Source organism: Bradyrhizobium sp. (genome assembly GCF_049586575.1).
Classification (GTDB): domain Bacteria; phylum Pseudomonadota; class Alphaproteobacteria; order Rhizobiales; family Xanthobacteraceae; genus Bradyrhizobium.
The window spans coordinates 1-21804 of the sequence record NZ_JBAVCF010000240.1 but is presented as its reverse complement, the minus strand read 5'-3'; the positions used below and the strand labels follow the sequence as shown (position 1 = coordinate 21804).

Below are 21804 nucleotides of genomic sequence, written 5' to 3'. Positions count from 1 at the left end.
ATCGCTTTATAGGAACTTCAAATTCAAGGCCGCACTAGAATCAATAAGTTACTAGAGCTCCTTTGATTCCGAAGCTCGCATCGGAGGTTGCCGCGATACCGTGCGAACTTCGGAATCGGAGCTCTAGTTGCTAAAGCATGCTGGATCGCCTGCCTGCACAACCGCGTGCATTTGTGGTTATGGATCCCGGCTCGCGCCCGCCCCGCTCGCTTGGCCGGGACGACAGAATAGCCCATCACGACCGGAACAACCTCGTATATTGCGTCTCGTGCCGCAAGCTGGCGAGATCGGCGCGGAAGGTCGTACTGCTGAGATCGTCGAGCGACACCGAAAGGGCACGCTTGGCTGTCGCGGCGACATCTGGCTCGAGCTTCGCCAGCACGCGCTGGCTGTCGGTTTGGCCGAGCGGGACCAGGCGCGCTCCCGCGGATATCCAGTTCGAGACGACCGCGTGGAGAAATGCGTGAAGCGTCGGTGCGAGCGGGATGTGATGCGCGGCACCGACAAGCCCGACCGCAACCGGATAAGCGAAATGGCCACCGCAAGCTGTAATGAACCGATCCAGCGCACCATGATGCCATGCGGCCCGCGCGATCTCGATGAACGCCCTGCCCTGTGCCGTAGTCTCAAGATGCCGTTCGCGCGAGGGCACAAAGGCAGAGGCAAGCTCGGCGATTTCCCCGAGCAGCGCATCATCGCCGGCCGTCGCAGCACGATGGATGTGCGCCAAAAAAATCGCATCGCAGATTCCCCCACCGTTCACCAGCATCGACGCCAGCCATTGCCCTAACGATGCGGCATCGGTGATGTCGCCGGCTTCCACCGCCCATTCGATGCCGCTGGAATAGGAAAATGCCCCAACCGGAAAGGACGGCGAGAGCCAAGTCATCAGCCGGTAAAGGTTGGCTGCTTCGTCGTCCGATAGCTCGTCCGGAGCGGGTATCGGCAATTTCCGCGCAGAGGCCTCCTCCCGTCGGCCGCGCCGCGCCTTCGGCGGCCTATTTGTCTTCATGAGCATGGGGATGGCCGTGGCGATGCTCGTGACCACAATGCTCGTCATGGTGATGGGCGTGATCATGGTCGTGGTCGTGGTGATGGCCGTGATCGTGACCGCCATGATCATGTTTGGAATGATTGTGGTCCGCATGATCATCGGTTTCGTGCGCGTGACCATCACCGGCATAGGCGCCGCCTTCCGGATCGAACGGCGCTTCGATCTCGATCACCCGCGCGCCCAACCCCGTCACCATGCGTTCGATGACATGATCGCGACGAATTCGTAAGGCTTTGCCCGTGATCTGCGTCGGCAGATGGCGGTTGCCGAGATGCCAGGCGACGCGAACCAGATGCTGAGGGTCGTTGCAGCGAATTTCCAGAAGCGGCTCTGGCGCCGCCACGACCTCGACCAGCCGGCCATCTTCCAGCACCAACGCGTCGCCGCCGCGCAACGCCACCGCATGTTCGAGATCCAGCAGGAATTCGAGTCCCCGCGTCCCCGTCATCGCCATCCGCCGCCGGTGGCGATCGTCGAAATCGAGCACGACCGTGTCGGCCGAAGGCTCGCTCCAGCGGTGCTGCGGTTTGGCCTGCGTCGCGCGGATCATTCTCGACGCCTCTCTAGAACTTCTCGACCTTGGCGTCGCTGATGACCTCGATCACGGTCGAGACCTTCAACGGTGTCGAAATTTCCCGCCACTTCTTCATGTGAGGCGCACGCGCATGCGAATTGAGATCGTCACGGGTTTGCCAGCGCTCGACGACGACGTAGACGTTCGGATCGTGAATGCTAACGTGCCCCTCATAGGACAGGCAGCCTTTTTCCTTTAACGTCTGGCCGATGCATTCCTTGTGACCCGCAAGGAAGGCCTCACGTCCCTCGGGCTTCATATGAGTGGTGGCAATAACGTAAATCACGAACGTCCTCCCGGCTCTTGTTCAAAATCACGCCACAGGCGAGCGACCCTAGTACATGAAATAGCGCTGCGCCATCGGTAGCACTTCGGCGGGCGCGCAGGTCAGGAGTTCGCCATCCGCACGCACCTCATAAGTTTCCGGATCAACCTCGATGTTGGGCGTGGCGTCGTTATGAATCATGCTCTTTTTGGAAATCTTGCTCCGCGTATTCTGCACGGCGTAGAGCTTCTTGGTGATGCCTAGCTTGCGCGCCAGCCCCGATGTAACAGCCGCCTTCGAGGTGAATATTACGGAGGAAGCAGTCAGCGACTTGCCGAAAGCCGCAAACATCGGCTGATAATGCACCGGCTGCGGCGTCGGGATCGAGGCGTTGGGATCGCCCATCGGCGCTGCCACGATCGAGCCGCCCTTGATGATGCATTCGGGCTTCACGCCGAAGAACGCGGGTGACCAAAGCGCGAGATCGGCGAGCTTGCCCTTCTCGACCGAACCAATCAGCTTCGAGACGCCGTGCGCAATCGCCGGATTGATGGTGTATTTGGCAATGTAGCGCTTGACGCGGAAATTGTCGTTGTCCTTGCCCTTGTCTTGCGGCAACGCGCCGCGCTGCTTCCTCATCTTGTCGGCGGTCTGCCAGGTGCGGATGATGACTTCACCGAGCCGGCCCATGGCCTGCGAATCCGACGACATCATCGAGAGCGCGCCAAGATCGTGCAAAATGTCTTCGGCCGCGATGGTCTCTTTCCGGATCCGGCTTTCGGCAAAGGCGAGATCTTCCGCGATCGAAGGATCGAGATGGTGACACACCATCAGCATGTCGAGGTGCTCGTCGATGGTGTTGCGGGTGAACGGCCGCGTCGGGTTGGTCGACGATGGCAGCACGTTCTTCAGGCCCGCGATCTTGATGATGTCCGGCGCATGTCCACCGCCGGCGCCTTCGGTGTGGAAGGCGTGGATGGTTCGGCCCTTGAACGCCTTCACAGTATCCTCGACAAAGCCGGATTCGTTCAGCGTGTCGGAATGCAACATCACCTGGACGTCGTAATCGTCGGCAACGGCGAGACAATTGTCGATTGCAGCCGGCGTCGTGCCCCAATCCTCATGCAGCTTGAGCGCACAAGCGCCCGCCTTGATCATTTCCACGAGCGCCGCCGGGCGCGACGCATTGCCCTTGCCGGAGATACCGAGATTGACCGGAAAGGCGTCGAACGACTGAATCATCCGCGCCATGTGCCAGGGACCGGGCGTGCATGTCGTGGCATAGGTGCCGTGCGACGGCCCGGTGCCGCCCCCCAGCATCGAGGTGACGCCGCTCATCAGCGCGTGCTCGATCTGCTGAGGGCAGATGAAATGGATATGGCTGTCGAAGCCACCGGCGGTGAGGATCTTGCCTTCGCCGGCGATGACGTCGGTGCCGGGGCCGATCACGATCGTCACGCCGGGCTGGATGTCGGGGTTGCCGGCCTTGCCAATCGCCGAAATCATGCCTTCCTTAATGGCGACGTCGGCTTTTACGATGCCCCAGTGATCGACGATCAGCGCGTTGGTAATGACGGTGTCGGCCGCGCCCTGCTTGTTGGTCGCCTGCGACTGACCCATGCCGTCGCGTATCACCTTGCCGCCGCCGAATTTCACTTCTTCGCCATAGATCGTGAAATCCTTCTCGACCTCAATGATCAGATCGGTGTCGGCAAGCCGTACCTTGTCGCCAGTCGTCGGGCCGAACATGTCGGCATAGACCGAACGTTTGATTTTCACGGACATGATCAGGCCCCCGCCACTTCCAAAATCCTCACAGCTTTCCCATCACATCGCCGCGGAAGCCGTAGACGGTGCGTTTTCCCGCCAGTGCGACGAGGTGCACCTCCCGAGTCTGTCCCGGCTCGAACCGCACCGCGGTGCCGGCGGCGATATCGAGCCGCATGCCGCGCGCTTTCTTGCGGTCGAATTTCAGCGCCGGATTGGTCTCGAAGAAATGATAGTGCGAGCCGACCTGAATCGGGCGGTCGCCGGTATTGGCGACAGAGAGCGTCGCTGTCTTGCGTCCGGCATTAAGCTCAATTTCGCCATCCTTGATGAAGAATTCGCCAGGGATCATCTTGGACTCCTATCTGATCGGCTCGTGCACGGTGACAAGCTTCGTGCCATCCGGAAACGTCGCTTCCACCTGAATGTCGTGAATCATCTCGGCGATGCCGTCCATCACCTGCGCGCGAGTCAAAACCTGCGCGCCGGCCTGCATCAGCTCGGCCACCGTGCGGCCGTCGCGTGCGCCCTCGACGATAAAATCGGAGATGATGGCGATGGCCTCGGGATGGTTGAGCTTGACGCCGCGCTCCAGACGCCGCCGCGCCACCATAGCCGCCACTGAAATCAGGAGCTTGTCCTTTTCGCGGGGAGAGAGATTCATGCGAGCACTCTGGTGTTGAAAAAATCTAGTTAAGCCACAGCCGCGGCAATGCCGAACCGCTGGCGCGGCCGAGCACCGCCACCATGTCGGCCCGCAGCCGGGCGGCATCTTGTGCACAGAAGCGGGCCATTGCAAATCCATTCCATGCGGAGATGCCGACTTCGCCACCGAAGGCGTCCGATGCCTCGCGGATTCGCTCCACCAGCGCCTCGTCGCCGGGCACGATCAGCGCGGTGGCGATCGCAACGCCACCTTTGGCGATCGCGGGGCTTGCAAGTTTTTCGCCGATATCTTCGTCGAGACGAATGTTTTCGGCAAAAACCAGCTTGCCGCCGCGGCGCAACCGCCAGCGGTCGACAAATTCGCCCGTCTGCATTCGCTCGCCCATGGCGAGACGGCCAAACACGACGATTTCGCAGAGCAGAAGCGAGGCGTCTTCCGAAAGATCGATCTCGAACCGGCGGTGGATTTTCGCGCGGTCGAACAGGATCGTCTCCTGCGGCAACCACGACAAATGTGAGCGGCCTTGGGCCTTCAGCGTGACATTCAGCTCCGCCGCCGGGCCATCAGCGCGGTAGATTTTTTCCGCCGCCGCCGTCGTGACGGTCAGCCGCGCATCGTTTCCGCTTGCAATGTCGATCTCGAAACGATCGCCGCCGGCGATGCCGCCCGCGGTATTCACCAGCACCGCTGAAAGACCACCGTCTTCCGGCGATGGAAATCGCACACGCAACGATCCGGCTTCGTGCAACTCGCGGCGGCGCGTCACGCCGTCGATGCCAGCCACGTTGAAGCGCACCGTGCCCCTGGCCCGGTTGGCGGCGAAAATCGCAGCACTCTGGCTCGTCATATCGGTCCGCATCCGCCCCAACCCGCCCCAACGAGAGCGCACCCGCCACGCCGCCAATCCCTTCTACAAGGCCATCTGACGGCTGATTTCGCTCGCGTCGAGATCACTTCGATCGCATGCGTATTTCACGGCGCCGCGATCCATCACGGCAAAATTGTCGCCGAGCTCGCAGGCAAAGTCGAGATATTGCTCGACCAGCACGATCGCGATGTTGCCGAGGCTGCGCAAGTAAGTGATCGCGCGCCCGATATCCTTGATGATCGAAGGCTGGATGCCTTCGGTTGGCTCGTCAAGCAGCAGCAATTTCGGCCGCATCACCAGAGCCCGCCCGATCGCGAGTTGCTGTTGTTGCCCGCCGGAGAGATCGCCGCCGCGGCGGCCAAGCATCGATTGCAACACCGGAAACAGCGAGAAGACGTCGTCAGGAATATTGCGGTCCTGGCGCGCCAACGGCCCGAAGCCGGTCTTCAAGTTCTCTTCCACCGTCAATAGCGGAAAGATCTCGCGCCCCTGCGGCACGAAGCCGATGCCCTTGCGCGCGCGCTCATAAGGCTTGAGGCCGGAGATATCGGTGCCGTCGAAGGTAATTGATCCGCCGGAAATCGGGTATTGCCCGACCATCGCACGCAACAGGCTGGTCTTGCCGACGCCGTTGCGACCGAGCACGCAGGTCACCTTGCCGGGCTCCGCCGAGATCGAGACACCGCGCAGCGCCTGGGCCGCGCCGTAATAGAGGTTGATGTTATCGACCTTCAGCATGGATCAGCGCCCCAGATAAACTTCGACGACACGCTCGTTCGCCGAGACCTGGTCGATCGTGCCTTCCGCGAGCACCGTGCCTTCGTGCAAACATGTCACCTTGACGCCGAGTTCGCGCACAAAAGTCATATCGTGCTCAACGACCATCACGGTCTTTTCCTTGTTGATTTCCTTCAGGAGCTCGGCGGTCAGGTGCGTCTCGACGTCGGTCATGCCCGCGACCGGCTCGTCAACCAGCAACAATTTCGGGTCTTGCGCCAGCAGCATCCCGATCTCGAGCCACTGCTTCTGGCCGTGCGACAGACTTCCGGCCAACCGGTTGCGTGCGTCCTTCAAGCGGATGGTTTCAAGCACACGTTCGATCCGCTCGCTCTCGGCATTGCTGCCGCGCCAGAACAACGTGCCCCTGACGCTGTGATCGACATTGAGCGCCAGCAGCAGATTGTCCTCCACGGATTGGCTCTCGAACACCGTCGGCTTCTGGAATTTGCGGCCAATGCCGAGCTCAGCGATGCGGGTTTCGTCCAGTCTTGTAAGGTCGGCCACGCCGTCGAACAGCACGATTCCCTCATCCGGCTTGGTCTTGCCGGTGATGATGTCCATCATCGTTGTCTTGCCCGCGCCATTCGGGCCGATGATGGCGCGCATCTCTCCCGGCTCGAGCGTCAGCGACAGGTTGTTGATGGCGTGAAAGCCGTCGAACGAGACATGAACGCCGTCAAGGTAGAGCAACGCGGAAGTGGCGCGGGTATCCATCACGTTCATCACTCTCACTCCGCCATATGGGGTTCGCTGATGCCGTCTTCGTGCGCCGCGCTCTCGGCATTCGCCGTTGAACGCTTCGCTCTCCACGGCTCCCACCATCCGGTGAAGGTGCCGACGATGCCCTTTGGCAAGAGCAGCGTCACCAGGATGAACATGGCGCCGAGCATGAAGAGCCAGTAGGGCGCGAGCGGCCCAGACGTGAAGTAGGTCTTGGCGTAGTTGACGACGACCGCGCCAAGCGCAGCCCCAATCAGCGTGCCGCGGCCGCCGACTGCGACCCAGATCACAGCCTCGATGGAGTTTGCCGGCGCGAATTCGGACGGATTGATGATGCCGACCTGCGGCACATAGAGCGCGCCGGCGACGCCGGCCATGCAGGCCGACAGGGTGAACACGAACAGCTTGTAGGATTCGACGCGGTAACCGAGAAACCGTGTGCGGGATTCGGCATCGCGCACCGCGATCAGCACCTTGCCGAGCTTGGACGTTACCACCGCCCGGCAAATCAGGAACGCGACCGCCACCGCAAGGCAACTCAGCGCGAACAGGGCGGCACGCGTGCCTTCCGCCTGCACGTTGAAGCCGAGAATATCCTTGAAGTCGGTCAGGCCGTTATTGCCGCCGAATCCGAAGTCGTTGCGAAAGAAGGCGAGCAGCAAGGCGTAGGTCATCGCCTGGGTGATGATCGAGAGATAAACGCCGGTCACGCGCGAACGGAACGCCAGCCACCCGAAACAGAAAGCGAGCAGCCCCGGCACCACAATGACCATCAACGCCGCGAACCAGAACATGTCAAAGCCGTGCCAGTACCACGGCAGCTTCGGATAATTCAGAAACACCATGAAGTCGGGCAGAACCGGATTGCCGTAGACCCCGCGGCTGCCGATCTGACGCATCAGATACATGCCCATGGCGTAGCCGCCGAGCGCGAAGAAGGCGCCATGGCCGAGCGAAAGAATGCCGCAATAGCCCCAGATCAGATCGATCGAAAGTGCAAGCACCGCGTAGCAGGCGTATTTGCCGAACAGCGCGACCAGATAGGTCGGGACCTGAAACATCGAACCGGACGGCAACAACAGGTTCGACAGCGGGATCAGCACGCCGCAGGCCGCAACCACGATCAGGAAAAGCGCCGCGCCGCGGTCAAGCGAGCGCGTGAGGACGTGCGGCATCATGCTTCCACCGCCCGTCCCTTGAGCGCAAACAGGCCGCGCGGCCGCTTCTGGATGAACAGGATGATCAGGACCAGAATGGCGATCTTGCCGAGCACGGCGCCCGCGACCGGCTCCAGGAATTTATTGGCGATGCCGAGCGTGAAGGCGCCGACCAGCGTTCCCCACAAATTGCCGACGCCGCCGAACACCACGACCATGAAGGAATCGATGATGTAGCTCTGGCCAAGATTGGGACTGACATTGTCGATCTGTGACAGCGCGACGCCGGCAATGCCCGCGATGCCCGAGCCGAGGCCAAAGGTCAGCGCGTCGACCCGCGAGGTCGCGATTCCCATCGACGCCGCCATGCGGCGGTTTTGCGTCACCGCACGCATCTCGAGCCCGAGTGAGGTGTAGCGCAACATGGCCAGCAGGATCGCAAACACGGCCAGTGTGAAACAAAGGATCCACAACCGGTTGTAGGTGATGGTGATCTGGCCGAACTCAAACGCGCCGCTCATCCAGGAGGGATTGCCGACTTCGCGGTTGGTGGGGCCAAAGGCGGTGCGCACCGCCTGCTGCAGCACCAGCGAGAGCCCCCAGGTCGCGAGCAGGGTTTCGAGCGGGCGGCCGTAGAGGAAACGAATGATCGTGCGTTCGATCACAACACCGATTGCGCCTGCAACGAGGAAGGCAAGCGGCACCGCGATCAGCAGCGAGTAATCGAACAGGCCGGGATAGCTGGTGCGAATGATCTCCTGCACCACGAAAGTGGTATAGGCTCCCAGCATCACCATCTCGCCATGGGCCATATTGATGACGCCCATGACACCGAACGTGATCGCGAGCCCAATGGCCGCAAGCAAAAGCACCGAACCGAGCGAGAGGCCGTACCAGGCGTTCTGCACCGCGGACCAGACGGCGAGCCTGCTCTGGATCGAGGCGATCGCGCCGGCGGCGGCGCTCGCAACCAGAGGACGCTGATCGGTAAGACCGGTCAGCAGCGCCAGCGCTTCCTGATCAGCTCTCGCCTTGATGGTAGCGATGGCATCGAGCTTGTCGGCATCGCCGGTGCCGGATTTATAGAGCAGGATAGCAGCGCGGGCTTCGGCAAAAGCGGCCTTCGCGGCCTTGTTGGTTTCCTTTGCCAGCGCCCCTTCGATCACCGGCAGAGCGCTCTCCTCATGCGCCTTGAAGACCGATTGCGCGGCGGCGATCCGTTTGGCGGGATCGGGCGACAACAGCGTCAGGCTGCCGAGCGCGGCCTCGACGCTCCGGCGCAAGCGGTTGTTCAGACGAACAGAGGCGGCATTGTCCGGCAGCTTGTCGACTGCCGCACCAGTCGCGGCGTCGATGATCTTGCCGTCCGCTTGCGTGATGAAGACCTTCTTGGTGTCGGGATCGGCCGAAAGCCGGTCCTCTCCGAGCGCGCTGATGATCGGAAAGGCGAGCGGATTACCGGAAGCCGCGACAATGCCGATCGCCTCATCGGTGTCGGAAAAATCGTCGTTGGCGAATTTGGCGACCGCATCCTCGAAAGCACCGGCAAACGCAGGCAAGGTCAGAGCGGTAATCAGGAAAACAGCAATAACGAGCGAGCAAAGACGGTCAAAGACATTGGTGACCACTGGATGACCTCGGCAGAAGTAATAGTGCGGTGGATTTGACATTCGCTTCAGTAGCAGCCGCGAGTCCTCCGAGCGAATGTCCAATCCGAAGCCGCACCATAATTTATAATTGCCAGTGTCCCTTTGGCCCTGACATTCGTAAACGAACCCGCTGCGACGGCGTACGAATGTCAGAACCGGAACACTAGCGGAAGGCGGAGAAGTCGCCGCCTTCCCGTTCTCGCGGATTAGCTTTTATCACGATCTACAGCGAAGGCCCGTCTCGTGGAAAACGGGCCTTCTTCTATTCAGATCATCGGCCCGGAGATCAAGACCCCTGACCACCGCACTTGTTGGTCTTGGTATTGTAGTTGCCGCACTTCTTGCCGACCCAGTCGCCGATCAGGTCCTTGGAACCCTCGAGCTCCTTCGACCATGCATCGCCCGCCACCAGGCCCGGGGTCTTCCACACCACGTCGAACTGGCCGTTGGCCTTGATTTCGCCGATGAACACCGGCTTGGTGATGTGGTGGTTGGGCAGCATCTTGGCGATGCCGCCGGTCAGGTTCGGCGTTTCGATGCCCGGAAGCGCATCGATGACCTTGTCAGGATCGGTCGACTTCACCTTCTCGACCGCCTTCACCCACATGTTGAAGCCGATGACGTGCGCTTCCATCGGGTCGTTGGTGGTACGCTTCGGATTCTTGGTGTAGGCCTGCCAGTCCTTGATGAACTTCTCGTTGGCTGGCGTCTTGATCGATTCGAAGTAGTTCCAGGCCGCGAGATGCCCGACCAGCGGTTTGGTGTCGAGACCGGCAAGCTCTTCCTCGCCGACCGAGAACGCGACCACCGGAATATCGGTCGCCTTGATGCCCTGGTTGCCGAGCTCCTTGTAGAAGGGAACGTTGGCGTCTCCGTTGATAGTCGAAACCACCGCCGTCTTCTTGCCGGCCGAGCCGAACTTCTTGATGTCGGCCACGATCGTCTGCCAGTCAGAGTGACCGAACGGCGTGTAGTTGATCATGATGTCTTCCTGGGCCACCCCTTTGGATTTCAGATAGGCCTCAAGAATTTTATTGGTGGTGCGCGGATAGACGTAGTCGGTGCCGGCCAGCACCCAGCGCTTCACCTTCTCTTCCTTCATCAGGTAGTCGACAGCCGGGATCGCCTGCTGGTTCGGAGCCGCACCGGTATAGAAGACGTTGCGCTCGCTCTCTTCGCCCTCGTACTGGACGGGGTAGAAGAGGATGTTGTTGAGCTCCTTGAACACCGGGAGCACTGATTTACGGGACACCGAGGTCCAGCAGCCGAACACCACGGCGACCTTGTCCTTGGTGATCAGCTCACGGGCCTTCTCGGCGAACAGCGGCCAGTTCGAGGCGGGATCGACGACCACGGCTTCAAGCTTCTTGCCGAGCACGCCGCCTTTTTTGTTCTGCTCGTCGATCAGGAAGAGGATGGTGTCCTTCAGCGTGGTTTCGCTGATGGCCATGGTGCCGGAGAGCGAATGAAGAATACCGACCTTGATGGTGTCGTCGGCGGCCTTCGCGTTCGGGAACGCGCCTAGGCCCAACAGCAGTCCGGCGGCTGCCGCGAGCCACCGGCGACGGCTCAGCGTCGCGATATCGTGCGTAAATTGTGTAAGCATGAAATGTCATCTCCCTGACGCAGGCATGAAACGCTGCGAAACGGCCCCACGGCCGCCTCCGTTAACGGAATCGCAAGAACCGTGCCACGGCCGTTCAAGGTGGTAAGATAATGTTTTTGCTATGGAATATAGCTCAGGCGGCCACCAAATGCGCAGCCGCGGCTAGTATCTAGGCAAAGAAAATGTATGCGCCCTCGGCAAACAGCTCAATTAGTGAGCAAATCCGGCGTCGCCCCAACTAATCGGCACAAAATTTCGGCAGCCGGCCGTTCAGCATCTTAAGCTTGCGCTCGTTTCCAGCACCAAAAGGCCAAGCGACCGGAAGATATACCTTGAAAGAGCCGTGTTCGTGTTCCATATGAGCAGCACGAACCCGGAATCATCGGGTCAGCGCGAGCTGCGTGTTCCTAAGCCTTGCAGTATCTTTAGCTCAGGCTTCTGGCTTGCCCCTTCAGCTAACAACATCGATGCCCTCTACACGCGGGTGTCCCAGGCACCCCGCGCGTTCTCGGCCAACAAGGCCGGGGAGCTAGCGCTTTACATTGGAAAGTATCCCCTTTTGACCTCCTTTCAGGACTTCGGCCTCGCCGATCCCATCTCGCGTGCACTCAAGGAAGAGAATTACCTGACGCCCACGCCTATCCAGGCTCAAACCATTCCCCTCGCATTGTCCGGCCGTGACGTAGTCGGCATCGCCCAGACCGGCACCGGCAAGACGGCCGCCTTCGCGCTCCCGATCCTGCATCGCATCTTGGCCAACCGTATCAAGCCGCAGCCCAAGACCTGCCGTGTGCTCGTGCTGAGCCCCACGCGCGAGTTGTCCGGCCAGATTCTCGACAGCTTCAACGCCTATGGCCGCCACATGCGCCTCACCTCGGCGCTGGCGATCGGCGGCGTCCCGATGGGACGCCAGGTCCGCTCCATCATGCAGGGCGTCGAAGTGATGGTGGCAACGCCCGGCCGCCTGCTCGATCTCGTACAGAGCAACGGGCTCAAGCTCGGCCAGGTCGAATTCCTCGTGCTCGACGAGGCCGACCGCATGCTCGACATGGGCTTCATCAACGACATCCGGAAGATCGTCGCCAAACTGCCTGTCCGGCGGCAAACGCTGTTCTTCTCGGCGACCATGCCCAAGGATATTGCCGAGCTTGCCGAAGCCATGCTGCGCGATCCCGCACGGGTTGCGGTGACGCCGGTGGCCTCGACGGTCGAGCGCATTACCCAGCGCATCATCCAGGTCGATCACTCGGCCAAGCCCGCGTTTCTGGCGCAGCTTCTGAAGCAGGAGCCGGTCGATCGGGCGCTGGTCTTTACCCGCACCAAGCACGGTGCCGACAAGGTGGTGAAGAGCCTCGCACGGGCCGGCATCACTGCCGACGCCATCCACGGCAACAAGTCGCAAAATCACCGTGAGCGGGTGCTCGCCGCATTCCGTACCGGACAGATCCGCACACTGGTCGCCACCGACATTGCCGCCCGCGGCATCGATGTCGACGGCATCTCGCATGTGGTGAATTTCGACCTTCCCAACATCCCCGAAACCTATGTCCATCGCATCGGCCGTACCGCGCGCGCGGGCGCTGAGGGGATCGCGATCTCGCTGGTCGCAGGAGCCGAGGAACTGGCTTATTTGCGTGACATCGAGAAGCTGATCCGCATCGCGCTACCGCGGGAGGATCGGCGCACGCCGGGTCATCGCGACGCAGCTCCGGCGCCGGCGCCACATCGCGGCGGGCGATCTGCGCCCCGGGCACATGCGGCACGCGCAAATGATGCTGGGGCAGGATCGAAAGGCCCTCGCCGACACCACCGGCATGGTGGTAACAATGGCGCTTCAAAAACCGGCCGGAACGAGGTCAATCGGCAAGAGCCGAACCGTCCCGCACAAGGCGGCGGCAAGGCCGAAGGATTGCAGGGGGTCGCGTTTTTGCATCGCGAGAGACGTCCGAATACCCAGCCTAACCGCACCCAACGGCCGCGCTAGCCAATCGACCTGGAGATAACCATGGCTAAAGAAGAGCTGATCCAGTTCGAAGGACTGGTCACCGAAATCCTCCCCGACGCTCGTTACCGCGTCCAGCTCGACGCGGGGCACGAGATCGTTGCCTACACGGCAGGCAAGATGAAAAAGAATCGGATCAAGACCCTGGCGGGTGACCGGGTGACGATCGAAATGTCACCCTACGATCTGGAAAAAGGCCGATTGATTTTCCGCCACAAGGATGAACGTCCGGGCGGGGCTCCCGGCGGAGGCGCTCAACGCGGCGCACCGCAGCGTGGCCAATTCCGACGCAGATAACACAACCGTTGGCTTTTGACCCCGTAACAGAAACCCGTCGGCGCAGGCCGCGGGCCCGCCGCCTTTCGGCCACGATCAAAAAATCGCGACCTCAGGATTGTTTGGATCGCTACTTTGGAATAATATGGCGTTATCGATTTTCGGCCGGACGACATTAGCTATCCACCGGTACAGCCGGTTTAGACGCTGACGACCCTTCCAAAAATTCGATCTCACCAGCCTGCGAAAGTGGGCTTCGTTATATCTATCTTGAGAAGGGACTATCCCGTGAGCATGGGAACCGTGAAGTGGTTTAACGCTACCAAGGGCTACGGCTTTATCCAGCCGGATGACGGCGGCAACGACGTGTTCGTGCACATCAGCGCTGTCGAACGCGCCGGCCTTGGAACCCTGCGTGAAGGCCAAAAGATCAGCTACGAGATCGTCGCCGATCGCCGTTCCGGCAAGTCTTCCGCTGACAACCTGCGCGCAGCCGGCTGAAGCCGGACCACGGTGAAAATTGCGGCGGCAGATACCTGCTGCCGGATTTTTGCTTCGTGCAAACCAGGTCTTGAACAAGCAAACCAGGTCCTGAACAACCAAAAAAGGCCGCGCGCTGCGCGGCCTTTTTCTTGTCTGCGGAAGCGGCGCTCCAACCCTGCCGCCCCGCCTTCCTTCTATTGTTTGGTCGCCGCGGCGCCGCTGGCCTGGCCGCTCAGATTCCCGGCCTGGTCCATGGTCGATTTGAAGAAGGAGTCGCCATCGCCGAGCGTGATGCGGCGCTGGCAGATCGGCATGCAACTATAGGATTCGCGATCCACACCGCGATAAACCGTGATGAGCTGGTCGCTCGGACCCTCGACCTGGATCAGACGATCCACCAGCACCTCGCCCGCGCGGTCCATCGCAATGAAATTGGTGGCGCCGTAGCCCTTTCCGGTAACGACGAGGACTCCGCCGGCTTGCAGCGCGACATCCGCGATGAGCGGATTGCCGACCACGATGGTGGCGACACGGGCCGGCAACTTCACGAGCCTGGCCTGATCGACGTTCACCGCGATGGCGTTCGCGAAGGGTTCTGCGACGGCTGCCATCGGCCACATCAGCATTCCGGCCGCAAGCGCGCTAAACGCGGAACGCAAGGAAAAACGCAAGGACTGAGACGACATACGATACCCCGGGACGTGAACAAGCCGGATGGAGCGATACGCAGCGGAACCGGCGCCCGACGAGGCAAATCTGACGTCAATTAGTGAATGAACTGCAAATGGAAGCCAGCGAACTGCAAATGGAAGCCAGTTTCCCGACCCTCTCGAGGGCTACTGGCGAAAAGGGTAAGCAAGTTGCCCAACAATTTCATTAGGAATGCGCGGATCGTCCGCACCGTAGTCCTGCGGTAGCCGGCCTTCCGGCATCCGGAACGTCCCGAACAGGATGTCCCAGATCGGAAACGTTCCCGCGAAGTTGGTGTCGCCGCCTTCTTCCAGCGGCGTGTGATGCCAGCGATGAAACACCGGCGTTGCCAGCACATATCTGAATGGCCCGAGCGTCCAGTTCAGGTTGGCGTGCACGAAGGCGGAATGGAACGTCGTGAACGGGCCGACCCACAGCATGACGTTCGGGGAGATACCTGCCATCAGCAGGATGACGTCGACCGCAATCGTTCCCAGGAACAGATTTACCGGGTGGAAGCGCGCCGCAGAAATCCAGTCCAGTTCTTCGGACGAATGATGGATCGCGTGATACTTCCAGAATGCGCCGCCATGAAACAGCCGGTGCAGCCAGTACAACATGAAGTCGGAGAGCACCAGAAACAGCAGTCCCTGAAGCCAGAGCGGCAGTTCCGACAACGGACCGTGCCCATTGTCATAGAACGCAATCAGGCCGTCGGCGTCGTGAATGTTGAAGACCACGCCCGCTCCGAGCACGAGCAAGCCGATCCGCAGCACGCGCGCAAACAACGGAACAAAAAACCAGTAGCAGACGTCGGTGACCAGTTCCCGCTTGCGCCACCAGGGCGTCCCGGGATTGCAGGCCCAGAAATACGTCAGCACCGAAAACACGAGAGCCAGAACGATCGTGATCGGCACCACCTTGGTAATCGTCTGACCGAGCATCTCGACGACTTCCAACGTTAGACTGGACATGGCGGCCTCATTCGATCGATTGCGTAAGGCGTACGCCTCGCCGCTTAAGGAGCCGTAAAATGGAAAGCGCAGCGCTGGTTCGTCCGTCTTTTAATAGAAGGGAATCGCTACACGACGGTTTGATTGAATCCGAGGGAACCAGTTAATTCCAAATTTACTGTGCTCAAGAACACCGCGAATTGGGGCGGTTTGCGCGATCGAATTAACTGTGCCGCAATCGTCCGAACGTAGGGTGCACCATGGTCACGGTGCTGAGAACGCCGGCGAGACCACAGTTAGTTCGACCAGCCACGTGTCACATGGAGTTTTACCTATGAAGAATCTGATTGCGCGTTTTGTGAAGGACGAGTCCGGCGCCACCGCCATCGAATACGGCCTCATCGCCGCCGGCATCTCGCTTGCCATTATCGCCGTCGTCAACGGCCTCGGCAGCAACCTGAACACCAAGTTCACCTCGATCAACACCTCGCTGAAATAAGCGTCGGTTGACTTTGAACATCGGGCCCCGGTTGATCCGGGGCCTTTTTTTCGTCCGTAATTCGGTAGCGTAACATGCGTATCGTTCCGGCTGCGCCGGCTCCGGCAGGGTCGATAGCTGTTCGGGCCGGCCCTGGGCAGGCCTCGCCAACCGCCATTGTCTGCGTCGCCCTGTTGCTCGCGCTCGTCTTTCTCGTCTTTCGGATTGCCGGCGTGCTCGTGTCGCCCATTTGAAGTTCCTGCACCGCAAGCCGCAGATTGCGTCCAGGAATTTCAAACGGAAAAGGGGCGCCAGGCTCGCCGTCGTTTCCCGATTGTTCATTTATCGTCGATAGCGTCGAGGGCAGCTGTCCGATCCCTGAACGCGAGCCACCCCCCTTTCATGATCCTCGACGTCGCTCGTCTCCTGTTCTTCCCGGCCCTGATGGCGTTCGCGGCCGCGAGCGACCTGTTCACGATGACGATCTCAAATCGTGTATCCTTGGCGGTTGCGGCGGGTTTTCTCGCTCTGGCTCTCGCAAGCGGCATGGCGCCCACGGACATCCTGATGCACCTCGCGGCCGGCGCCACCGTGCTCGCAGGCGCCTTTGTCTGTTTTGCGTTTGGATGGATCGGCGGGGGAGACGCCAAGGTGGCGGCCGCAGCCGCGCTTTGGTTCGGCTTCGCCTACCTGCTGAACTACCTGGTCTACGCCTCGCTGTTCGGCGGCGTTCTGACGCTGCTATTGCTGCAGTTCCGGCAGTGGCCACTGCCCTATGCGCTGGCAGGTCAGGCCTGGCTGCTCAAATTGCACGCCAAGGAAAGCGGGATTCCTTACGGCATCGCACTCGCCATTGGCGCGCTCATGATCTATCCGGAGACCGAGTGGATCAAAGCGGTCGACCTGACGCGCCTGATGATCGGTTGATCGCGCTTGTTGCCTCAGCACGCACCTTTTACTTTTGCGAATTTCGGAAGGTTATGGGCACTAGAAAACAGATTGGTCCTGTGCCGCTCCTCCATTTGCAGTTCCTGAACCGGTGTTTGGCCGCTTGCGGCGCAGGAACTTCAAATAGGCGGCACTGGAGAGGTAAACTCTCATTAACGCGATTTAGATACCCCTCATTAACCATGCTTTGACGAATAACTGGTCAACTCCTGTTACGGCGGCGGAACCGTCGCGGCGTAATGTGGAAAGTGAAGCGTATGAATAGGGCACGCATTGTCGTCCTGACCATCGCTCTTGGCGCTGGCGGTGTCGCTGCCTATCTCGCAAGTGGATCGGATAGCAAACCACCTCCGACCGAGCCGGTCGCGCAGCTACAGACGGTCGATGTTCTCGTGGCCAAATCCGATATTGGCCTCGGCCAGACAGTCACGCCCAACGACATGTTGTGGCAGACCTGGCCGGCAGCGGCTGCCAGCAATTCCTTCATCCGCCGCAGCGACCGTCCTGACGCCACCAAGGAAATTACCGGCTCGATCGCGCGCTCGCCCTTCATCGCGGGCGAGCCGATCCGCGAGCCAAAACTGATCAAGGCGAATGGATCCGGCTTCATGGCCGCGATCCTGCCGCAGGGGATGCGCGCGATATCGACCGAAATTTCGCCGGAGACCGGCGCCGGCGGCTTCATCCTGCCGAACGACCGGGTGGATGTCATCCTGACCAGGCGGGAAAAGAATCCGGATCCGAAAGCCACCGGCGATCTCGTGATCCCCCAGATCATCCTCTCGAATATTCGCGTTCTCGCCATCGATCAGGCGCCGAAGGAAAAGGATGGCCAGAACTCTGTCGTCGGCAAGACCGTTACGCTCGAGTTGAAGCCTGAGCAGGCGGCGCATCTGGCCGCCGCGCGCCAGGCCGGCACGCTGTCGCTGGCGCTACGCAGCATCGCCGACGTCAATCAGGTTGAAGTCGCCGTCGAGGAAAAATCCCGCCAGACCGGCACCATCAATGTGGTTCGCTACGGCGTCAACAACCCCACGGCGATCCAGAAGTGACCAAAGGACCTAACGAGATGAAATGCGGGGAAAGTCAGCTTCCGATGCGAGCCGTTTGGGTTCGCGCCCTGTCGTTTTCGGCCGCGGTGGCGATGGTGCTCAATCCCGCTTTGGTTCCGGCACTGGCTGCCGATTCCCGTCCAATCCCGCAGGTTTCCGCCGACGGACAGATGAACGCGCGGTTTCTCTCGCTCGGCATCGGCAAGTCGATCGTGATCGACCTGCCGCGCGACATCAAGGACGTGCTGGTGGCCGATCCCAAGATTGCCAATGCGGTCGTGCGCTCGGCGCAGCGCGCCTACATCATCGGCGCAGCGGTCGGGCAGACCAACATCGTGTTCTTCGATTCGGCCGGCCAGCAGATCGCGGCCTATGACATCGCCGTCAAGCGCGACCTCAACGGCGCGCGCGCCGCGCTCAAGCAGATATTGCCGAATTCCGACATTCAGATCGAAGGGCTCGGCGACAGCGTGATTCTCACCGGCACCGCGGCAAGCCCGATCGAGGCGCAGCAGGCGGCCGATGTTGCCGCGCGGCTGGCGGGCGGCATCGACAAGGTCGTCAACTCCATCACGGTCCGGGGACGCGACCAGGTGATGCTGAAAGTGACGGTCGCCGAAGTCGCGCGCTCGATCATCAAGCAACTGGGCATCGATCTCTCTGGCCAGCTCAACTACGGCACTGCGGTCGTGAACTTCAACAACTCCAACCCGTTCACGGCGACAGGCCAGCCGCTGGTCGGGACCAATGCCATCACCACTTCGTTCGGCGGTACCCCGTCAGTCTCGGCCACCCTGCGCGCGATGGAGAGCGCCGGCGTGACCCGAACACTGGCTGAGCCGAACCTGACCGCGATTTCCGGCGAATCGGCGACGTTCATCGCCGGCGGCGAATTCCCCATTCCAACCGGCGTGACATGTCAGACGACGGCCGCTGGCTCCGTCGGACAGTGCGCCCCCTCGATCGCTTTCAAGAAATTCGGTATTTCGCTCAACTTCACGCCGGTGGTGCTGACCGGAGGCCGCATCAGCCTCCGGGTCATGACGGAAGTGTCGGAAGTCTCCAACGACAATTCGATCACCGTGACGGGAATCACCGTTCCTTCGGTCAAGACCCGCCGCGCGGAAACGACCCTCGAAATCCCCTCGGGCGGTTCGATGGCGATGGCCGGCCTGATCCAGGACCAGACCAAGCAGGCGATCAACGGCCTTCCCGGACTTTCACAGCTGCCGATACTAGGCACGCTGTTTCGCAGCCGCGATTTCCAGGACAACAAGACCGAGCTGATGGTGATTGTGACGCCTTATGTCGTTCGCGCGGTCGCGCAGAAGGACCTGTCGCGTCCGGACGACGGCTTCGCCTCGGCATCCGATCCGCAATCCGATCTGCTCGGCAGCATCAACCGCATCTACGGCGTTCCTGGTCGCAACGAACCGGCCCAGAACTATCGCGGCACCTATGGCTTTATCACGGACTAAGACGGGACAAGGACGACGACCATGAAAGCCAGGACACCCGTCGAATATCGGCGCGACCTCCGCGTCGCGGGCGCGCTAACGCCCACTTTCCGAAGTTCGTGGCCCGCCTCAGCCCCCACCTTTCACGAACCTCGGAAAGTTATGGGCACTAGCAAATCCATGATTCGAGTGCCGCTTTTCCATTTGAAGTTTCTGGACGGAATTGGCCGCTTGCGGTTCAGGAACTTCAAATGGGCGGCACTCGTCGGTCTCGCGACCGCCCTTGGCGCCTGTACGCATACCGATCAGGTCGCGACGACGGCGAGCGTTCCCGACGATTATCGCTTGAGGCACCCGATTACGATTCAGGAAGCCAATCGCTCCGTCGTGATTTTTGTCGGCCGGGCTCGCGGCGGCCTGTCGGCAGAGCAACGCGCCGATGTGATGGGACTGGCCGAGATCTGGCTGCAAGAGGGCACCGGCGCGATCGTGGCCGACGTACCCGTCGGCACTCCCAATGCGCGGGCGGCCGCTGATGCGTTCCGGGAAGCGCAGTCCCTGCTTTCTGCGGCAGGCGTGCCGTCTCGCGGCGTCACCATGCACCAATATCATCCGAACGATCCGCGTCAGCTGGCGACGCTGCGCCTGAGCTACCCGAAAATCACGGCGGTGGCCGGCCCGTGCGGACTATGGCCGGAAGACCTCGGCCCCTCAATCAAGGACAAGGGCTATCTCGAAAACAAGCCCTATTACAACTTTGGCTGCGCCTATCAGCGCAACATGGCCGCGATGGTCGACAACCCTGCGGACCTCGTGCAGCCGCGTCCGGAGACCCCGGCCTATACCGTGCGGCGCTCCGAAGGCTTCGAGAAATATCGCAAGGGAACGACCACGACGACCAACTATCCCGAATCCGACAAGGCCAAACTTAGCGATACAGGCAAATGATCAGTTACGCGCGTCAGAATCCAGAAGCACAGCCAGAGGGCGCTCCACCGCCCGCCGAAGACCACATCGCGCCCGCGCCACGGGTGTCGGTGCAGGCCTTCTGCGAAACGGTCGAGACCGCCGCAGCCGTCCAGTCGGCGGGCGAAGACCGGCGGCTTGCCAAGGCACATCTGAAAATTCAGATGGGCGGCATGGCGGCCGCGGTTGAGGCCTATCGAACCGCGCCCACGCCAAACGTGATCATTCTGGAGACCGAAGGCCGCACCGACATCCTGACTGGTCTCGACCAGCTTGCCACTGTCTGCGACTCGGGCACCCGGGTGATCGTGATCGGCCGCATCAACGACGTCACGCTGTATCGCGAACTGGTGCGGCGGGGTGTCAGCGACTACGTGATCGCGCCGATCAACACGATCGACGTGGTGCGTTCGATCTGCGGGCTGTTCTCCTCGCCGGAAGCCAAGGCAGTGGGCCGCATCATCGCCATCGTCGGCGCCAAGGGCGGCGTCGGCGCATCGACCGTCGCCCACAACGTTGCCTGGGCGATCGCGCGCGACCTGACGCTGGATTCGGTGGTGGCCGATCTCGACCTCGCCTTTGGCACGGCCGGCCTCGACTATAACCAGGACCCGCCACAAGGCATCGCGGACGCGGTATTCTCGCCCGACCGGGTCGACACCGCTTTCATCGACCGCCTGTTGTCGAAATGCACCGATCATCTCAGCCTGCTGGCGGCGCCGGCAACGCTCGATCGCGTCTACGATTTCGGCGTCGAAGCTTTTGACGCGATTTTCGACACGCTTCGCACCACGATGCCCTGCATCGTGCTCGATATTCCGCATCAATGGTCCGGTTGGACCAAGCGCGCACTGGTCGCTGCCGACGATATCCTGATCGTCGCGGCACCCGACCTTGCCAACCTCCGCAACACCAAGAACATCTTCGACCTGCTGAAGGCGGCCCGGCCCAACGACCGGACTCCGCTGTACTGCCTCAACCAGGTCGGCGTTCCCAAACGGCCGGAGATCAATGCGAGCGAGTTCGCCAAGGCGATCGAATGCGAGCCGATCGTGTCGATTCCGTTCGATCCCCAGATGTTCGGCGCGGCTGCCAATAACGGCCAGATGATCGCGGAAATCTCCGAAAATCATCGCAGCACCGAGATGTTCCGGCAGATCGCGCAGCGGCTCACCGGCCGCGGCGAAACCAAAAAGCCGCGAGGTTCGTTCCTGTCCCCTCTGATCGATAAATTTCGGTCAAAGTGATTTGACCCGTCTGGAGTGTAGTCGTGTTTGGTAAGCGTAGCGGAACAGAAAGCGACACACGGGTCGCAAGACCCGTCCAGACCGCGCCGGAAGCCGCTCCGGCGTCCGCGCCGGCCGCCTCGCGAGTTCCCTCGCCGCCCATCGT

The 21804-nt window shown here is 61.1% G+C and carries 23 protein-coding genes; 9 read left to right on the top strand and 14 right to left on the bottom strand.

Translation table 11 applies throughout. The features are described 5' to 3' along the window. Positions 1–235: 235 nt before the first annotated feature. From WB528_RS09300 to urtA, 12 genes are all read right to left on the bottom strand, one after another. A complete protein-coding gene (locus WB528_RS09300; protein ID WP_423888124.1) occupies positions 236–1018 on the bottom strand; it encodes an urease accessory protein UreF in 783 nt (260 codons plus the stop codon). Further along, on the bottom strand, positions 999–1604 hold the full coding sequence (ureE, locus tag WB528_RS09295; RefSeq protein WP_423888123.1) for an urease accessory protein UreE: 606 nt from the start codon (positions 1602–1604) through the stop codon (positions 999–1001). The genes WB528_RS09300 and ureE overlap by 20 nt, the downstream gene beginning before the upstream one ends. Before the next feature lie 13 nt (positions 1605–1617). Then, positions 1618–1914 (bottom strand): putative quinol monooxygenase, encoded by a 297-nt coding sequence (locus tag WB528_RS09290; RefSeq protein WP_423888122.1) that lies wholly within the window; start codon positions 1912–1914, stop codon positions 1618–1620. Positions 1915–1962: 48 nt separating this feature from the next. Beyond that, entirely contained in the window at positions 1963–3678 is a 1716-nt protein-coding gene (ureC, locus tag WB528_RS09285; protein WP_423888121.1) for an urease subunit alpha, read from the bottom strand. Positions 3679–3706: 28 nt separating this feature from the next. Further along, entirely contained in the window at positions 3707–4012 is a 306-nt protein-coding gene (locus WB528_RS09280) for an urease subunit beta (protein ID WP_423888120.1), read from the bottom strand. A gap of 9 nt (positions 4013–4021) precedes the next feature. After that, a complete protein-coding gene (locus WB528_RS09275; protein ID WP_423888119.1) occupies positions 4022–4324 on the bottom strand; it encodes an urease subunit gamma in 303 nt (100 codons plus the stop codon). Positions 4325–4349: 25 nt separating this feature from the next. Next, positions 4350–5186 carry an urease accessory protein UreD gene (locus WB528_RS09270; RefSeq protein WP_423888118.1) on the bottom strand — a complete coding sequence of 279 codons (837 nt, stop codon included), beginning with the start codon at positions 5184–5186 and terminating at the stop codon, positions 4350–4352. A gap of 51 nt (positions 5187–5237) precedes the next feature. Continuing rightward, on the bottom strand, positions 5238–5933 hold the full coding sequence (urtE, locus tag WB528_RS09265; RefSeq protein WP_423888117.1) for an urea ABC transporter ATP-binding subunit UrtE: 696 nt from the start codon (positions 5931–5933) through the stop codon (positions 5238–5240). 3 nt (positions 5934–5936) lie between these two features. Then, entirely contained in the window at positions 5937–6698 is a 762-nt protein-coding gene (gene urtD, locus WB528_RS09260; protein WP_423888116.1) for an urea ABC transporter ATP-binding protein UrtD, read from the bottom strand. 5 nt (positions 6699–6703) lie between these two features. Continuing rightward, positions 6704–7873: an urea ABC transporter permease subunit UrtC gene (urtC, locus tag WB528_RS09255; protein WP_423888115.1), complete on the bottom strand. Its 1170-nt coding sequence runs from the start codon at positions 7871–7873 to the stop codon at positions 6704–6706. Then, the gene (urtB, locus tag WB528_RS09250; protein WP_423888114.1) at positions 7870–9522 is read right to left on the bottom strand and encodes an urea ABC transporter permease subunit UrtB; all 1653 of its coding nucleotides are present in this window, start codon (positions 9520–9522) and stop codon (positions 7870–7872) included. Before urtB ends, urtC begins: the two co-directional genes overlap by 4 nt. Positions 9523–9787: 265 nt before the next feature. After that, the gene (gene urtA / locus WB528_RS09245; RefSeq protein ID WP_423888113.1) at positions 9788–11107 is read right to left on the bottom strand and encodes an urea ABC transporter substrate-binding protein; all 1320 of its coding nucleotides are present in this window, start codon (positions 11105–11107) and stop codon (positions 9788–9790) included. Positions 11108–11666: 559 nt separating this feature from the next. On the opposite strand from urtA, the gene WB528_RS09240 reads away from it, so the two are divergent. The 3 genes from WB528_RS09240 (at position 11667) to WB528_RS09230 (ending at position 13886) form a co-directional block, all read left to right on the top strand. Next, entirely contained in the window at positions 11667–13091 is a 1425-nt protein-coding gene (locus WB528_RS09240; RefSeq protein ID WP_423888112.1) for a DEAD/DEAH box helicase, read from the top strand. 21 nt (positions 13092–13112) lie between these two features. After that, positions 13113–13406: a translation initiation factor IF-1 gene (infA, locus tag WB528_RS09235; protein ID WP_422251413.1), complete on the top strand. Its 294-nt coding sequence runs from the start codon at positions 13113–13115 to the stop codon at positions 13404–13406. A gap of 267 nt (positions 13407–13673) precedes the next feature. Beyond that, positions 13674–13886 carry a cold-shock protein gene (locus WB528_RS09230; RefSeq protein ID WP_002714433.1) on the top strand — a complete coding sequence of 71 codons (213 nt, stop codon included), beginning with the start codon at positions 13674–13676 and terminating at the stop codon, positions 13884–13886. 176 nt (positions 13887–14062) lie between these two features. On the opposite strand, the gene WB528_RS09225 is transcribed toward WB528_RS09230, so the two are convergent. Next, positions 14063–14554 (bottom strand): pilus assembly protein N-terminal domain-containing protein, encoded by a 492-nt coding sequence (locus tag WB528_RS09225; protein WP_423888111.1) that lies wholly within the window; start codon positions 14552–14554, stop codon positions 14063–14065. A 150-nt stretch (positions 14555–14704) separates the two neighbouring features. Further along, positions 14705–15532 (bottom strand): sterol desaturase family protein, encoded by an 828-nt coding sequence (locus WB528_RS09220; protein WP_423888110.1) that lies wholly within the window; start codon positions 15530–15532, stop codon positions 14705–14707. Positions 15533–15845: 313 nt separating this feature from the next. Here WB528_RS09220 and WB528_RS09215 point away from each other — a divergent pair, with 313 nt between their 5' ends. From WB528_RS09215 to WB528_RS09190, 6 genes are all read left to right on the top strand, one after another. Beyond that, positions 15846–16010: a Flp family type IVb pilin gene (locus WB528_RS09215; RefSeq protein WP_291563592.1), complete on the top strand. Its 165-nt coding sequence runs from the start codon at positions 15846–15848 to the stop codon at positions 16008–16010. Positions 16011–16391: 381 nt separating this feature from the next. Beyond that, on the top strand, positions 16392–16916 hold the full coding sequence (locus WB528_RS09210; RefSeq protein ID WP_423888109.1) for an A24 family peptidase: 525 nt from the start codon (positions 16392–16394) through the stop codon (positions 16914–16916). Between the two features lie 278 nt (positions 16917–17194). Beyond that, the gene (cpaB, locus tag WB528_RS09205) at positions 17195–17989 is read left to right on the top strand and encodes a Flp pilus assembly protein CpaB (RefSeq protein WP_423888108.1); all 795 of its coding nucleotides are present in this window, start codon (positions 17195–17197) and stop codon (positions 17987–17989) included. A gap of 44 nt (positions 17990–18033) precedes the next feature. Further along, positions 18034–19467 carry a type II and III secretion system protein family protein gene (locus WB528_RS09200; RefSeq protein WP_423888107.1) on the top strand — a complete coding sequence of 478 codons (1434 nt, stop codon included), beginning with the start codon at positions 18034–18036 and terminating at the stop codon, positions 19465–19467. A gap of 210 nt (positions 19468–19677) precedes the next feature. Beyond that, positions 19678–20394: a CpaD family pilus assembly protein gene (locus tag WB528_RS09195; RefSeq protein ID WP_423888106.1), complete on the top strand. Its 717-nt coding sequence runs from the start codon at positions 19678–19680 to the stop codon at positions 20392–20394. Continuing rightward, positions 20391–21659: an AAA family ATPase gene (locus WB528_RS09190; protein WP_423888105.1), complete on the top strand. Its 1269-nt coding sequence runs from the start codon at positions 20391–20393 to the stop codon at positions 21657–21659. The genes WB528_RS09195 and WB528_RS09190 overlap by 4 nt, the downstream gene beginning before the upstream one ends. The last annotated feature ends 145 nt before the right edge of the window (positions 21660–21804 follow it).

Bases quoted from the DNA above. Each gene is read 5' to 3' on its own strand.
- WB528_RS09300 (WP_423888124.1), bottom strand. From the start codon at position 1,018: ATGCTCATGAAGACAAATAGGCCGCCGAAGGCGCGGCGCGGCCGACGG.
- ureE (WP_423888123.1), bottom strand. From the start codon at position 1,604: ATGATCCGCGCGACGCAGGCCAAACCGCAGCACCGCTGGAGCGAGCCT.
- ureC (WP_423888121.1), bottom strand. From the start codon at position 3,678: ATGTCCGTGAAAATCAAACGTTCGGTCTATGCCGACATGTTCGGCCCG.
- WB528_RS09280 (WP_423888120.1), bottom strand. From the start codon at position 4,012: ATGATCCCTGGCGAATTCTTCATCAAGGATGGCGAAATTGAGCTTAAT.
- WB528_RS09275 (WP_423888119.1), bottom strand. From the start codon at position 4,324: ATGAATCTCTCTCCCCGCGAAAAGGACAAGCTCCTGATTTCAGTGGCG.
- WB528_RS09270 (WP_423888118.1), bottom strand. From the start codon at position 5,186: ATGCGGACCGATATGACGAGCCAGAGTGCTGCGATTTTCGCCGCCAAC.
- urtE (WP_423888117.1), bottom strand. From the start codon at position 5,933: ATGCTGAAGGTCGATAACATCAACCTCTATTACGGCGCGGCCCAGGCG.
- urtD (WP_423888116.1), bottom strand. From the start codon at position 6,698: ATGAACGTGATGGATACCCGCGCCACTTCCGCGTTGCTCTACCTTGAC.
- urtC (WP_423888115.1), bottom strand. From the start codon at position 7,873: ATGATGCCGCACGTCCTCACGCGCTCGCTTGACCGCGGCGCGGCGCTT.
- urtB (WP_423888114.1), bottom strand. From the start codon at position 9,522: ATGTCAAATCCACCGCACTATTACTTCTGCCGAGGTCATCCAGTGGTC.
- urtA (WP_423888113.1), bottom strand. From the start codon at position 11,107: ATGCTTACACAATTTACGCACGATATCGCGACGCTGAGCCGTCGCCGG.
- infA (WP_422251413.1), top strand. From the start codon at position 13,113: ATGGCTAAAGAAGAGCTGATCCAGTTCGAAGGACTGGTCACCGAAATC.
- WB528_RS09225 (WP_423888111.1), bottom strand. From the start codon at position 14,554: ATGTCGTCTCAGTCCTTGCGTTTTTCCTTGCGTTCCGCGTTTAGCGCG.
- WB528_RS09220 (WP_423888110.1), bottom strand. From the start codon at position 15,532: ATGTCCAGTCTAACGTTGGAAGTCGTCGAGATGCTCGGTCAGACGATT.
- WB528_RS09215 (WP_291563592.1), top strand. From the start codon at position 15,846: ATGAAGAATCTGATTGCGCGTTTTGTGAAGGACGAGTCCGGCGCCACC.
- WB528_RS09210 (WP_423888109.1), top strand. From the start codon at position 16,392: ATGATCCTCGACGTCGCTCGTCTCCTGTTCTTCCCGGCCCTGATGGCG.
- cpaB (WP_423888108.1), top strand. From the start codon at position 17,195: ATGAATAGGGCACGCATTGTCGTCCTGACCATCGCTCTTGGCGCTGGC.
- WB528_RS09200 (WP_423888107.1), top strand. From the start codon at position 18,034: ATGCGAGCCGTTTGGGTTCGCGCCCTGTCGTTTTCGGCCGCGGTGGCG.
- WB528_RS09190 (WP_423888105.1), top strand. From the start codon at position 20,391: ATGATCAGTTACGCGCGTCAGAATCCAGAAGCACAGCCAGAGGGCGCT.